At 60.9% G+C, this 12481-nt stretch carries 14 protein-coding genes; 7 read left to right on the forward strand and 7 right to left on the reverse strand.

The features are described from left to right. Positions 1–348: 348 nt before the first annotated feature. A complete protein-coding gene (locus DKB71_RS23275) occupies positions 349–1140 on the forward strand; it encodes a crotonase/enoyl-CoA hydratase family protein (RefSeq protein ID WP_406592579.1) in 792 nt (263 codons plus the stop codon). A gap of 88 nt (positions 1141–1228) precedes the next feature. Here DKB71_RS23275 and DKB71_RS23280 read toward each other — a convergent pair whose 3' ends face one another. Further along, positions 1229–1984 (reverse strand): spermidine synthase, encoded by a 756-nt coding sequence (locus DKB71_RS23280; RefSeq protein ID WP_408597686.1) that lies wholly within the window; start codon positions 1982–1984, stop codon positions 1229–1231. Positions 1985–2143: 159 nt separating this feature from the next. Here DKB71_RS23280 and DKB71_RS23285 point away from each other — a divergent pair, with 159 nt between their 5' ends. Next, positions 2144–3490 (forward strand): class II 3-deoxy-7-phosphoheptulonate synthase, encoded by a 1347-nt coding sequence (locus DKB71_RS23285; protein ID WP_110749138.1) that lies wholly within the window; start codon positions 2144–2146, stop codon positions 3488–3490. A gap of 112 nt (positions 3491–3602) precedes the next feature. Here the strand turns inward: DKB71_RS23285 and DKB71_RS23290 are convergent, their stop codons facing one another. The 3 genes from DKB71_RS23290 to DKB71_RS23300 form a co-directional block, all read right to left on the reverse strand. After that, complete coding sequence (locus DKB71_RS23290; RefSeq protein WP_408597688.1) at positions 3603–4829, reverse strand: winged helix-turn-helix domain-containing protein; 1227 nt, start codon at positions 4827–4829, stop codon at positions 3603–3605. A gap of 67 nt (positions 4830–4896) precedes the next feature. Continuing rightward, the gene (locus tag DKB71_RS23295; protein WP_408597690.1) at positions 4897–5136 is read right to left on the reverse strand and encodes a DUF1127 domain-containing protein; all 240 of its coding nucleotides are present in this window, start codon (positions 5134–5136) and stop codon (positions 4897–4899) included. A gap of 161 nt (positions 5137–5297) precedes the next feature. Then, a complete protein-coding gene (locus DKB71_RS23300) occupies positions 5298–5519 on the reverse strand; it encodes a DUF1127 domain-containing protein (RefSeq protein ID WP_274075379.1) in 222 nt (73 codons plus the stop codon). Between the two features lie 95 nt (positions 5520–5614). Here DKB71_RS23300 and DKB71_RS23305 point away from each other — a divergent pair, with 95 nt between their 5' ends. Beyond that, positions 5615–6469: a LysR substrate-binding domain-containing protein gene (locus tag DKB71_RS23305; RefSeq protein WP_274075380.1), complete on the forward strand. Its 855-nt coding sequence runs from the start codon at positions 5615–5617 to the stop codon at positions 6467–6469. Here DKB71_RS23305 and DKB71_RS23310 read toward each other — a convergent pair. Beyond that, on the reverse strand, positions 6459–7193 hold the full coding sequence (locus DKB71_RS23310; protein WP_408601150.1) for a sulfite exporter TauE/SafE family protein: 735 nt from the start codon (positions 7191–7193) through the stop codon (positions 6459–6461). The genes DKB71_RS23305 and DKB71_RS23310 overlap by 11 nt on opposite strands. Before the next feature lie 126 nt (positions 7194–7319). On the opposite strand from DKB71_RS23310, the gene DKB71_RS23315 reads away from it, so the two are divergent. From DKB71_RS23315 to DKB71_RS23330, 4 genes are all read left to right on the forward strand, one after another. Then, positions 7320–8276 carry a LysR family transcriptional regulator gene (locus DKB71_RS23315; RefSeq protein WP_274075381.1) on the forward strand — a complete coding sequence of 319 codons (957 nt, stop codon included), beginning with the start codon at positions 7320–7322 and terminating at the stop codon, positions 8274–8276. Positions 8277–8346: 70 nt separating this feature from the next. Further along, positions 8347–8808, forward strand: a complete 462-nt coding sequence (locus tag DKB71_RS23320; protein WP_274075382.1) for a MarR family winged helix-turn-helix transcriptional regulator — start codon at positions 8347–8349, stop codon at positions 8806–8808. Between the two features lie 264 nt (positions 8809–9072). Continuing rightward, the gene (locus tag DKB71_RS23325; RefSeq protein WP_110749149.1) at positions 9073–9492 is read left to right on the forward strand and encodes an organic hydroperoxide resistance protein; all 420 of its coding nucleotides are present in this window, start codon (positions 9073–9075) and stop codon (positions 9490–9492) included. Between the two features lie 34 nt (positions 9493–9526). Beyond that, positions 9527–10537, forward strand: a complete 1011-nt coding sequence (locus DKB71_RS23330) for an alpha/beta hydrolase (protein WP_323627253.1) — start codon at positions 9527–9529, stop codon at positions 10535–10537. Positions 10538–10672: 135 nt separating this feature from the next. Here the strand turns inward: DKB71_RS23330 and DKB71_RS23335 are convergent, their stop codons facing one another. Next, a complete protein-coding gene (locus DKB71_RS23335; protein ID WP_017125860.1) occupies positions 10673–11242 on the reverse strand; it encodes an elongation factor P in 570 nt (189 codons plus the stop codon). Between the two features lie 48 nt (positions 11243–11290). Further along, positions 11291–12433 (reverse strand): elongation factor P maturation arginine rhamnosyltransferase EarP, encoded by a 1143-nt coding sequence (gene earP / locus DKB71_RS23340; protein ID WP_408597695.1) that lies wholly within the window; start codon positions 12431–12433, stop codon positions 11291–11293. Between the last annotated feature and the right edge of the window lie 48 nt (positions 12434–12481).

A 12481-nucleotide genomic window follows, 5' to 3' on the forward strand; every position in this document is an offset into this window, starting at 1 on the left:
CCTGGCAGCTTTGTCGGCGGGGATTTGCGAAAACGAATGAATGAAAAAGAATCGTTCAGGAAGAGTTCGCTGGGCGAACGTGCAACCGAATATGACTTCGGGGAATTGCGCCACCTAAACGCGGCCCGGCTAAAGGCCGGCGCGCACTATACCGGAATTTGCCGAAAAAGGGAGCTTTTTTTATCGCAAAACTCCCATATAAGGCGTTCTGTCACAGGCTTTGCGGATAATCGCGCCAGCGTCTACTTTTCAAAGGCCCTGCCCTGCGGGCGATGACGCTAAAACGGTTCACCCACCCGCCACAAACCCCGGGTCTGCGCGCCCATCTCCCGCTCGAGGAAATGCCGCATGAAAGAGCTCAATACCAGCCGCGTGAGCCGTGAAAAGCGCGGTCATGTCCTGATGATCGGACTGGACCGGGTCGCCAAGCGCAACGCCTTCGATCTCGACCTTCTCAACGAGCTGAGCCTGGCCTACGGCGAGTTCGAAGCCGACATCGATGCACGGGTGGCCGTGGTCTTCGGTCATGGCGAACATTTTACCGCCGGCCTGGACCTGGTCAGTGCCAGCGCGGCGCTGACCGAAGGCTGGCAAGCCCCGCCCGGCGGCTGCGACCCGTGGGGAGTTTTCGCCGGGCCCAGGGTCAACAAACCGGTGATCGTCGCCGCCCAGGGCTACTGCCTGACCATCGGCATCGAATTGATGCTGGCCGCCGATATCAACCTGTGTGCCAGCAACACCCGCTTCGCGCAGATGGAAGTGCAGCGCGGCATCTTCCCCTTCGGCGGGGCCACGTTGCGCCTGCATCAGGTGGCTGGCTGGGGCAACGCCATGCGCTGGATGCTCACGGGCGACGAGTTCGATGCCCATGATGCGCTGCACCTGGGGTTGGTGCAGGAAGTCATGGCCAGCGAGGATTTGCTGCCGCGAGCGATTGAACTGGCCGAGCGCATTGCCCGGCAGGCGCCGCTGGGGGTCCAGGCAACGTTGCTGTCTGCCCGGCAGGCCCGCTACGAGGGCGAGACCGCCGCGGCGCGAGGGCTGCCGACGCTGGTGAAGAAGTTGCTGACCAGCGAGGATGCGCAGGAAGGTGTGCGGTCGCTGGTTGAGCGGCGGCCCGGCATTTTCAAAGGTTGCTGAAAATCCGTGTAGGAGCTGCCGCAGGCTGCGATCTTTTGATCTTTAAAATCAAAAGATCGCAGCCTGCGGCAGCTCCTACAGGTGATCTTCATGTCGCCGGGCGAATCGCCTTGATCAACGCCTGCAACGAATACCCCAACCGCGGCGCCAGCGCTTCGGCCCGCGCGGTCAGGGCCTCCATGTCCAGCACCTGATCCAGTTCCGATGGCACGATCAGGATCACGTTGCCCTCCTTCACCGGCAGCTCCCAGTAATGTCGGTGATAAAGCCCGCGCAGCAACGCAGCGCCCAGTGGCTTGCCATCGTCGGTGGCCCATTGGTTGATCACCAGCCAGCCTCCCGGATTCAGGCGTTTCTGGCAGTTTTCCAGGAACGACCAGGCCAGGTGCCCGACACCCGGACCGACGTCGGTATACAGGTCGACGAAAATCAGGTCGGCAGGTTCAGCGGTGTCGAGCAGCTCCAGGGCATCGCCCACGCGGATATACAGGCGCGGATCATCGACCAGCCCCAGGTATTCGATCGCCAGGCGCGGCACATCCGGGCGCAGCTCGATGGCTTCGACATCTTCCAGCGGCAGGAACTTGAGGCAGGCCTGGGTCAGCGTGCCGGCACCGAGCCCCAGGAACAGCGCGCTTTCCGGCTGTTCATGGCACAGCGCGCCAATCAGCATCGCCCGGGTATAGTCGTACTCGAGCCAGCTCGGATCAGCGGTGAACACGCAACTTTGCTCGATGGCATCACCGAATTCGAGAAAACGGTAATCGGCCACTTCCAGCACGCGGATCACGCCAAATTCGTCCTGCACCTCGGCGAGCAGATGCTCGACGCGCTCCTCAGTCATTTCGTCTCCTGATCGTCACCGGGCCTTCTTGGGCAAACAGCAACGCGATAAACCGCAGCGGAAGCGGCAAAGGCGCGATTGTCGGCGAAGCGACGGGAACAGGTCACGCACTAATTGCTGATAACATGGACGTCCGAGCGGAAAACACTAGAGATCATGATGAGCCAACCCTGGAGCCCTGACAGCTGGCGCGCCCTGCCGATCCAGCAACAACCCCAATACCCCGACGCGGCGCATCTGCAGCACGTCGAGCAGACCCTGGCCAGCTACCCGCCGCTGGTGTTTGCCGGGGAAGCCCGGGAATTGCGCCGTCAGTTTGCCGAAGTGACCCAGGGGCGCGCGTTCTTGCTGCAGGGCGGCGACTGCGCCGAAAGTTTCGCCGAGTTTTCCGCCGCGAAGATCCGCGACACCTTCAAGGTGCTGCTGCAAATGGCCATTGTCATGACGTTCGCGGCCGGTTGCCCGGTGGTCAAGGTCGGACGCATGGCCGGACAGTTCGCCAAGCCTCGTTCGGCCAATGACGAGACCATCGACGGCGTGACACTGCCGGCCTACCGTGGCGATATCGTCAACGGCATCGGTTTCGATGAAAAGAGCCGCGTGCCGGACCCGGAACGCCTGCTGCAGTCCTACCACCAGTCCACCGCCACTCTGAACCTGCTGCGCGCTTTCGCCCAGGGCGGGTTTGCCGACCTGCACCAGGTACACAAGTGGAACCTCGATTTCATTGCCAACTCGGCCCTGGCGGAAAAGTACAGCCACCTGGCCGACCGCATCGATGAAACCCTGGCGTTCATGCGCGCCTGTGGCATGGACAGCTCGCCACAACTGCGCGAAACCAGTTTCTTTACCGCCCACGAAGCGCTGCTGCTCAATTATGAGGAAGCCTTCGTTCGTCGCGACAGCCTGACCAACGATTATTACGACTGTTCGGCGCACATGCTGTGGATCGGCGACCGCACCCGCCAGCTCGACGGCGCGCATGTCGAATTCCTGCGCGGGGTGAACAATCCGATCGGGGTCAAGGTCGGCCCGAGCATGAACCCCGAAGACCTGATCCGCCTGATCGACGTGCTCAACCCCGACAACGATCCCGGTCGCCTGAACCTGATCGCACGGATGGGCGCGAACAAGGTCGGCGATCATTTGCCACAGCTGATCCGCGCCGTGCAGCGTGAAGGCCGACAGGTGCTGTGGAGTTCCGACCCGATGCACGGCAACACCATCAAGGCCAGCAGCGGCTACAAGACCCGCGACTTCGCGCAGATCCTTGGCGAAGTGAAGCAGTTCTTCCAGGTCCACGAAGCCGAAGGCAGTTACGCCGGCGGCATCCACATCGAGATGACCGGGCAGAACGTCACCGAGTGCATCGGTGGTGCGCGGCCGATCACCGAGGACGGTTTGTCGGATCGCTACCACACCCATTGCGACCCGCGGATGAATGCCGATCAGTCGCTGGAGCTGGCGTTTTTGATTGCTGAAACTTTGAAGCAAGTTCGGCGGTAGTTTTTGATCACCTGATGTACCGCTATCGCCAGCAGGCTGGCTCCCACATGGGTTTTGTGTACGACACAGGTCCAATGTGGGAGCCAGCCTGCTGGCGATTGGGCCAGATCATTCATCCCTCTATCTGTGCCAATGCCACCCGCAACCTGTACGCGCTCGCCCTAGGGCAACTCAACTGCACCCGCTCCAGCCCCAACCAATCCGCCATCCGTCGCAGATTCACAGCCAACGCCAACATTCCCTCATCATCCAGCCCCGCCTCCTCCTCATGCACGGCATGCACCGCCAATCGCCCGGCAGCCCGCTCGGCACGCAGATCGACCCGCGCGGCAATCCGCTCATTGTGAAGAAACGGCAGCACGTAATAGCCATAGACCCGCTTGTCCGGCGGCGTGTAGATCTCCAGCCGGTAGCGAAAATCGAACAGGCGCTCGGTACGGCTGCGCTCCCAGATCAGCGAATCAAAAGGTGACAGCAACGCGCTGGCCTCGACCTTGCGCGGCACCTTGGGCCCGGGCAGGCAATAGGCCGGTTGCTTCCAGCCCTGGACTTCGCAGATGAGCAACTCGCGCGCCTCGACCAACTCCGCCAGACGCGGACGACTGTCGGCAGGATTCAGACGGAAGTAGTCGCGCAAGTCCTTCTCGGTACCCACGCCCAAGGCTGTCGCGGCATGCAGCAGCAAACCGCGCTGGGCCTCGGCTTCATTGAGCAGCGGCTGTGCCAGAACCTGCGAAGGAATGACCCGCTCCGGCAGGTCATAAAGCCGTTCGAAGCCACGCCTGCCCGCCACTGTCACCTCGCCGGCGGCGAACAACCATTCCAGCGCATGCTTTTCCGCGCTCCAGTCCCACCAGGGCCCTGCCCGTTCCTGGCGGGTCGACAGGCTGCCGGCACCCAACGCACCGCGCTCTTCAACGCAGGCCAGCACCCGGCGCACGGTGTCCTGCTGTTCGCGACCGAAACGCGCCAGTTGTTGATAAATGTCTTCGCCACGGCTGGCCCGCCCCATGCGCCAGCGCATCAGCGGGTACAGCGACAAGGGCAGCAGGGACGCTTCATGCCCCCAGTACTCGAACAAGGTACGGTGTCGCCCCTGGCTCCAGGCCGCCCGGTCGAGCAAGTCGGCTGAATAATGCCCAAGCCGGGAAAACAGCGGCAGGTAGTGCGAGCGCACCAGTGCATTGACCGAGTCGATCTGCAAAATGCCCAGGCGCTCGATCAAGCGGTTGATCGCGGCAGGCTTGACCGACGCTGGCGACTGGCGCCCGGCAAAACCCTGGGCGGCCAGCGCCAGGCGTCTGGCTTGTTTCAAGGAAAAAGACAGGGAAGCAGGCATCTGAAGGCTCATCGGCAAGGCTCTCCCCACCTTAGCGGCAGGCGGGGAAAACGCCAATGGCCACGTCTCATCGCTTGAGTGGATCATCCCAGAACGGGCGAGTCGCCTCCCGGCGGACATCGGCTCGACTCAAGCCAATATCGCGCAGGCAGTCATCGCTCAATTGCGCCAGCTCGCTGCGATCCCTGCTCAGTTGGCGCCAGCGCTGCAGTCGTGTGATCGCTGCCCAGACTGGCTCTCGGAGCCTGTGGAGTGCAGTTCGCACGCCATGCCTCGCGCGTATTCCTTCAATGCTTCGTCGTTCCATGACACCACTCCTCGATGTTGGGGAGAGGATCTTCGGCCAGTGTAAAAACAGGCTCCAGCAAAGCTCTATGTCCATCTGTTTCGGGCTCGCGACAACCCCGTCAGCCCGGGCCTTCGCCGGGATGACGGGGTAGTGTCGGGACATTTCATGGGGTGTCGAGCCTACTTTCCATTGCCCATCGGGTCTTGCCAGAAGTGCAGTTCTGCTTCGTGAGCGACGTCAGCACGACTCAAGCCGATGTCCTTCAACGCTTCATCACTCATGCTCGCCAGCATTTCGCGCTCACGGTGCAGCTCGTACCAGCGGCCGACCTTGTGCAACAGATCGGAAATCAGGTGAACCGAATGTTTTTCAGCGCCATGGATTTCATGTTGACCTTTCATCTTGTTGCCCTCCGTTTGGATGGCTCAAGTCTCTGCCCGGGACTAAGATCAATCCAACGAATGTTTCTGATGGTAACCATCTCGGAGATTGATGCATGTCGGCCTACCCGAGTATCGATACCGAAGTGCTGCGCACCTTTGTCGCCATCGCCGACCAGGGTGGTTTCACCCGCGCCGGTGAATTGGTCCATCGCACCCAGTCAGCTGTCAGCATGCAGATGAAGCGGCTGGAAGAAGATGTGCTGCAGCGCCAGTTGTTCCAGCGCGACGGACGCCAGGTGCGGCTCACAGCTGAAGGCCAGGTGTTGCTGGGTTATGCGCGGCGAATCCTCAAGCTGCACAGCGAGGTGTTCAACACCCTGCGCGAGCCACACATGGTCGGCACGGTGCGCATCGGCACCCCGGACGACTACGTGATGCGTTTCCTGCCGGGGATCCTGCGTCAGTTTGCCCAGTCCTACCCGCTGGTGCAGATCGAAGTGCACTGTGAATCATCAAAACAACTGCTGATGCGCCAGGACCTGGACTTGTCCATCGTCACTCGCGAGCCGGGCAGCGAAATCGGCCAGTTGTTGCGCAAGGAACGTTTCGTCTGGGCTGAGGCGCAGTGCTACAGCGCCCACGAGCAGACGCCCTTGCCCCTGGCGATGTTCAACAGTGATTGCTTCTGCCGGATGTGGGCCTGCAACGCCCTCGATGCCCAAGGGCGCGATTATCGCGTGGCGTATAACAGCGACAGCCTGTCGGCGATCATGGCGGTGGTCAGCGCCGGCCTGGCCGTCACCGCGCAACTGGAAAGCCTGATCACCGCGGACATGCGCATCCTCGGCGAAGCCGAGGATCTGCCGGTGCTGCCCGAGGCCAGCATCATGCTGGTGCGCAACCTGCATAATCCGTCACCGATCACCGAGTGCCTGGCCGAGCACATCGTCGAAGGTTTCAAGCTTTAAAAACAAGCATGACCGCACATAACAGCAGAAAGCCGCAAAACAAGGCGCGCAGCAGGCGCTCCGGCAGGCTGTGGGCGATCTTCACGCCCCAACTGATGCTCATCAACCCACCGATCGCCAGTGGCACACCAATCATCCAGTTCACCTGGTGATGCACCCCATAGGTAACCAGGGTGACGCCGGTGCTCGGTAGCGCCAGTGCCAGGGACAGGCCCTGGGCAACCACCTGGGTGGTGCCGAACACGCTGGTCAACACCGGTGTCGCCACCACGGCCCCGCCCACGCCAAACAACCCGCCCATGGTGCCGGATGCCGCACCGAGTACGCCCAGCCAGGGCCATGAATGGTTCATCTGTGCCGAAGGCGGCGTGCTGGCCATGAACATGCGCGCCAGGTTGTAGGCGCAAAGCGCGATCAGGAAGGCGACAAATCCGATACGCATGGTTTGCGCATCGACCCCTACCGCCCAGATCGATCCGAGCCAGGCGAAACAGAATCCCATCAAGGCGAGCGGCAGCGCGTGGCGCAACTCGATCCTGTTGCGCTGGTGATAGCGCCACAGTGCCAGCATCACGTTCGGCACCACCATCACCAGCGCCGTCCCCTGGGCAATCTGCTGATCCAGACCGCACAACACGCCCAGCAACGGAATCGCGATCAATCCCCCGCCAATGCCAAACAGGCCGCCGAGGGTTCCCAGGGCTGCGCCGAATACCAGACACATCACAAATTCAATCACAGCGTATTTCTCCACACGTCAGGCGATTCATCCTACGCAACTGGTTCTAGCGGGGAAACGCACAGCAACGCACAATGGCTATGCCAAACTCGCACAAGCATCGAGCCAAACATGAATCCCAATCAACTGACCGAACAACTGGGCCTGTTTCTGGATGTGCTGGAAACCGGCAGCTTTTCCGCAGCGTCCCGCCGTCATCCACTGACGCCCTCGGCAGTGGCGCGGCGCATCGACAGCCTGGAAAGCGCCGTCGGCAGCCAGTTGTTCATTCGCAGTACCCACGCGGTGCGCGCGACGCCGGCGGGGCTGGCGTTTGCCGAACGGGCACGGCGGATAGTCGCCGAACTGCGCCTGGCCCGGGCCGAAGCGGTGTCCCTGAGCAGTGCTCCGGAAGGCCTGATTCGTATCGACGCACCGGCTGCGTTCGGGCGGCGACATCTCGCACCGGTGATTGCCGATTTCCTGCTGCTTTATCCCGGCCTCGACGTGCAATTGCAGCTGATCGACAGTTTTGTCGACATGCAGGGCTTGAACCTGGGCAAGGTCGACCTGGTGTTGCGCGCCGGGCAATTGGCCGATACGCGGTTGGTGGCCACGCCGCTGGCGAGCATGGTGCGTGTCGCCTGCGCCAGCCCCGACTACTTGCAGCGCCGCGGCGTGCCGAAAGATCCGGCGCAGCTGGTCGAACATGACGGTCTCGACTGGGCCGGCCTGGCCCCGCCCTTCGCCTGGCGCTTCGAACGGGATGGCCAGATGCAACTGCATCGGCCGTCGCGCGTGCGCATGAGCGCCAACAATGCCGAAGCGCTGATCTACAGCGCACTGGCCGGCCTGGGCATCGCCCACCTGCCGACCTGGCTCGTCAGCGAATACCTGTTGCGTGGCGAACTGCTGCCGTTGTTCTGCGAAAACGGCCTGCCCAAACCGGAAAGCTCCGGGATCTACGCCTTGCGCTTGCAGCAGCAGCCTAACTCCCGCAGTCGCCTGTTGCTGGAGTATCTGAAAACCCGCTTCAGCCCCATTCCGCCCTGGGACCTGGCGTTGCAAACCAACCTGGGCCGGCATTAGTCGAAAATTGCTGGCGCGTTAAAGATTTGACCGCTAGTTTTATCAGGATCACTGATCAAGGCTTCCAAAAATGACCACCAAGCGCGACACCCCGGATAACTGCGACGACCTGCTGCTGGACAATCAGGCCTGCTTCGCCCTGCATTCCACTTCGCTGATGCTGACCAAGGTCTACAAACCCTTGCTGCAGGCGTTGGGCCTGACTTATCCGCAATACCTGGCGATGATGGTGCTGTGGGAACAGGACGGCTTGACCGTAGGTGAAATCAGCGCGCGCCTGTTGACCGATCCCGGCTCGCTGACCCCGCTGCTCAAGCGCCTGGAAGCCGAAGGCGTGCTCAGCCGCACCCGCAGCCGTGAGGACGAGCGCGTGGTGATCGTCGAACTCACCGAACAGGGCCGCGCCTTGCGCGACAAGGCCCGGGGCATTCCCCAGTGCATCCTCGGCGCCAGTGGGATGACCCTGGAGCGACTGCAAAAGCTTCAAGCGGAACTGCAGGAACTGCGTCGGCATCTGCAAGAAAACCTCTGACTTTCAAACCACCGAAAATCCCTTTGGGAGCGGGCTTGCTCGCGAAGGGGGGCGTGTCAGGCGACATGGATGTTGCCTGACACGCCCCCTTCGCGAGCAAGCCTGCTCCACAGTTTGTTTTGCGCTTGTGCTGGAAAATCAGCTGATCTGCATTTTTTCAAAATTTATCTTGCGCACTAAACATTAGCGCGATACATTTATTTCGCACTTACTTAGCGCGCAAACATTTAGCGCAACCAACCAAACCCATACGAGGCTTTCACCATGCAAACTCTCTACACCGCAATCGCAACCTCCACCGGTGGCCGTGACGGTCGTGCGATCTCCAGCGACAACATTCTCGACGTCAAGCTCGCCACCCCGAAAGAACTCGGCGGTGCTGGCGGCGCGGCGACCAACCCGGAGCAACTGTTCGCCGCCGGCTACTCCGCCTGCTTCATCGGCGCACTGAAATTCGTCGCCAGCCAGACCAAACGCAAGATCCCCGACGACGCCTCGATCACCGCCCACGTCGGCATCGGCCAGATCCCTGGCGGTTTCGGCCTGGACATCGACCTGCACATCAGCCTGCCAGGGCTTGAACAAGCCGACGCACAAACCCTGGTCGAGGCGGCCCACCAGGTCTGCCCGTACTCCAACGCCACCCGCGGCAACGTCGAAGTACGTCTGCACGTCACCGTCTAACCGCTGATCACCCAGGCCCGAACAGGAAACGAACATGAACGCTTTCAGCAAAGTCTTGACCGGTACCCTTCTCGCCCTGTCCGTGCACAGTGCATTCGCCGGCGACGTTGAACGCAACACCCAGGCATTCCTCGATGTGCTGAATGCAGGTACCGGCAAGCCGCTTGAACAACTCAGCCCGAAAGACGCCCGCGCCGTGCTGACGGGCGCACAGGCCGGGGTGAAACTGACGCTGCCAAAAGCCGATGTCAGCCAGAAGACCATTCAAGTGGACGGCCAACCGCTGAACCTGACCATCGTCAGGCCGGCCGGGGTCAAGGGTGAGCTGCCCGTGTTCATGTTCTTCCACGGCGGTGGCTGGGTGCTGGGGGATTTCCCGACCCACGAGCGGCTGGTGCGTGATCTGGTGACGGGTTCGGGTGCCGCGGCCGTGTTCGTGAACTACACGCCATCTCCGGAAGCCCATTACCCGGTGGCGATCAACCAGGCTTACGCCGCGACGAAATGGGTGTCCGAGCACGGCAAGGAGATCAACGTCGATGGCAAGCGCCTGGCAGTAGCCGGCAACAGTGTCGGCGGCAACATGGCGGCGGTGGTTGCGCTGATGGCCAAGGACAAGGGCACTCCGGCAATCAAGTTCCAGGTGTTGCTGTGGCCGGTCACGGATGCCAACTTCGAAACCGCTTCCTACAACCAGTATGCCGAAGGGCACTTCCTCACCAAAAATGCGATGAAGTGGTTCTGGGATAACTACACCACCGACGCCAACCAGCGTAACGAAATCTACGCCTCACCTCTGCGCGCAACCACTGCCCAGTTGAAAGGGTTGCCGCCAGCGTTGGTGCAGACCGCCGGTGCCGACGTGTTGCGCGACGAAGGTGAAGCCTACGCCCGCAAACTCGACGAGGCTGGCGTGGCGGTGACATCGGTGCGCTACAACGGCATGATCCACGACTACGGTTTGCTCAACGTGGTGAGCCAGGTGCCGGCGGTGCGATCGGCGATGTTGCAGGCCTCTGAAGAGCTCAAACAACATCTGAAATAACACGCTTTACTGTAGGAGCCCGGCTTGCCGGCGAACGCGACCTCAAATACGCCTTCGCCGGCAAGCCGGGCTCCTACAAACAGACACAAAAAAGCCCGACTCAATGGTCGGGCTTTTTCATTCCTCAAGCAGTGCTTATTTGGCACGGCCTTTGTAGGAACCGCCTTCGCGGGTATCGATCTCGATCATGTCGCCGATTTCGATGAAGTCAGCAACCGACAGCTCGGTACCGTTCTTCAGTTTGGCAGGCTTCATCACCTTGCCGGAAGTGTCGCCGCGAGCGGAACCTTCGGTGTAGTCAACCTGACGCACGATGGTGGTCGGCAGCTCTACGGAAACCAGACGATCTTCGAAGAACACGGCTTCGCAAACATCGGTCATGCCTTCTTCAACGAAAGGCAGAACGGCTTCGATGTCTTCAGCGTTCAGTTCGTACATGGTGTAGTCGGTGGTGTCCATGAACGTGTAGCTGTCGCCGCTGATGAAGGACAGGGTCGCTTCTTTGCGGTCAAGGATCACGTCGTCCAGCTTGTCGTCGGCGCTGTAGACGGTCTCGGTCTTGTAACCGGTCAGCAGGTTTTTCAGCTTGGTCTTCATGATCGCGCTGTTACGGCCCGACTTGGTGAATTCAGCTTTCTGAACCAGCCAAGGATCGTTGTCGATACGGATCACGGTACCGGGTTTGAGTTCTTTACCAGTTTTCATTGCGAATATCCGAATTTGGATGGGATTTACAAAAATCTAGGCCGCGTATCATATCCAATTTACATAAAACTGTACCAGCGCCGCGGCAAGATCGGTCTGCAAGGCCTGTTCCAGACACCAGGTCTCGGCGTGTTTTTGCAGCTGTGGCCAGTGTTTGCGGGTCGATTGCCAGTGGTCGGTCATTGTCTCACCGGCATTCCAGGCCCGCCAGAGACCGCTGATCGCCTCGCCGGCCGCAGGCGGCAGGTCCTTGACGTATAGCGCGAGGAAGGCTTCGAGCTTGTCCAGATGAACATCTTCCTCCTGCTGATAGATGTGCCACAGCATTGGCCGCCCTGCCCATTGCGCGCGGACAAAGGAATCTTCGCCGCGTACGGCGTTGAAATCACAGCACCAGAGCAAATGGTCGTACTGGTCCTGTCGGACGAACGGCAGTATTTGCACGGTCAAGGCATCGCGTACATGCAGCGACCCGACCTGCAGGTCCTGCACATTCAGCCAGCGCTCGACATCCCCCAGGATGCGCCCTTGCGGCACCAGCAGATGAGTGGGCGTCGAATCGCTGGCCAATGTGTCCAGCCAACTGGCCAAGCCGGCATTTTCATAGGCAAACAGCGAAATCAGTAGCGCACCCGGTGAGCGGTCGACCCCCAGGTCTTGCAGGAAGGCCCGCTGAGCCTCGGCACTCTGCTGAAACTGTCGACGCCGTTCGAGCAATCCGCTTTCACGCAGCAGGCCACCCGTATCTTTGTGGAACCCCGGGAAGAAAAAGTGCTTCTGTACGTGTTTGTATTTGACCGACGGCAAGCCGTGGCAGCCGATCACCCAGTCCTCGGCGCTCAAGTAGTCGAGGTTCATCCACAGCGGTGTTTTTTCCCGCTGGGCCATGGCGTCCATGTAGGCGCCGGGCAACTGGCAAGCAAACGCGGCGATCACCACATCGGCCGCCTCGACCGGTTGCCAGTCCGCCGACCATTGGCACACTTCGACACCTTCCTGCCATTGTTGGCCTGCGTGAATGTCGATTTCCGGGCACAAGCGTTCGAAGGCACGCAGGTCGTCGACCCACAAACGCACCCCCAGCCCATGTTCGGCCACCAGTTGCCGCGACAGCCGCCAGGTCACGCCGATGTCGCCATAGTTGTCGACCACGGTGCAAAAAATATCCCAGCGGGTTTTCATATCAGGCATTCCAGGCTCCCGTTGGCAAAGGCACCGATTGTCCGCATAAATCAGTCG

The organism is Pseudomonas sp. PLMAX (assembly GCF_046042685.1).
In the GTDB taxonomy this organism is placed as follows: domain Bacteria; phylum Pseudomonadota; class Gammaproteobacteria; order Pseudomonadales; family Pseudomonadaceae; genus Aquipseudomonas; species Aquipseudomonas putida_AE.

What these genes read in the sequence shown, in the direction of transcription:
- DKB71_RS23275 (WP_406592579.1), top strand. Translation starts at nt 349, where the DNA reads ATGAAAGAGCTCAATACCAGCCGCGTGAGCCGTGAAAAGCGCGGTCAT.
- DKB71_RS23280 (WP_408597686.1), bottom strand. Translation starts at nt 1,984, where the DNA reads ATGACTGAGGAGCGCGTCGAGCATCTGCTCGCCGAGGTGCAGGACGAA.
- DKB71_RS23285 (WP_110749138.1), top strand. Translation starts at nt 2,144, where the DNA reads ATGAGCCAACCCTGGAGCCCTGACAGCTGGCGCGCCCTGCCGATCCAG.
- DKB71_RS23290 (WP_408597688.1), bottom strand. Translation starts at nt 4,829, where the DNA reads ATGCCTGCTTCCCTGTCTTTTTCCTTGAAACAAGCCAGACGCCTGGCG.
- DKB71_RS23295 (WP_408597690.1), bottom strand. Translation starts at nt 5,136, where the DNA reads ATGGAACGACGAAGCATTGAAGGAATACGCGCGAGGCATGGCGTGCGA.
- DKB71_RS23300 (WP_274075379.1), bottom strand. Translation starts at nt 5,519, where the DNA reads ATGAAAGGTCAACATGAAATCCATGGCGCTGAAAAACATTCGGTTCAC.
- DKB71_RS23305 (WP_274075380.1), top strand. Translation starts at nt 5,615, where the DNA reads ATGTCGGCCTACCCGAGTATCGATACCGAAGTGCTGCGCACCTTTGTC.
- DKB71_RS23310 (WP_408601150.1), bottom strand. Translation starts at nt 7,193, where the DNA reads ATGTGTCTGGTATTCGGCGCAGCCCTGGGAACCCTCGGCGGCCTGTTT.
- DKB71_RS23315 (WP_274075381.1), top strand. Translation starts at nt 7,320, where the DNA reads ATGAATCCCAATCAACTGACCGAACAACTGGGCCTGTTTCTGGATGTG.
- DKB71_RS23320 (WP_274075382.1), top strand. Translation starts at nt 8,347, where the DNA reads ATGACCACCAAGCGCGACACCCCGGATAACTGCGACGACCTGCTGCTG.
- DKB71_RS23325 (WP_110749149.1), top strand. Translation starts at nt 9,073, where the DNA reads ATGCAAACTCTCTACACCGCAATCGCAACCTCCACCGGTGGCCGTGAC.
- DKB71_RS23330 (WP_323627253.1), top strand. Translation starts at nt 9,527, where the DNA reads ATGAACGCTTTCAGCAAAGTCTTGACCGGTACCCTTCTCGCCCTGTCC.
- DKB71_RS23335 (WP_017125860.1), bottom strand. Translation starts at nt 11,242, where the DNA reads ATGAAAACTGGTAAAGAACTCAAACCCGGTACCGTGATCCGTATCGAC.
- earP (WP_408597695.1), bottom strand. Translation starts at nt 12,433, where the DNA reads ATGCCTGATATGAAAACCCGCTGGGATATTTTTTGCACCGTGGTCGAC.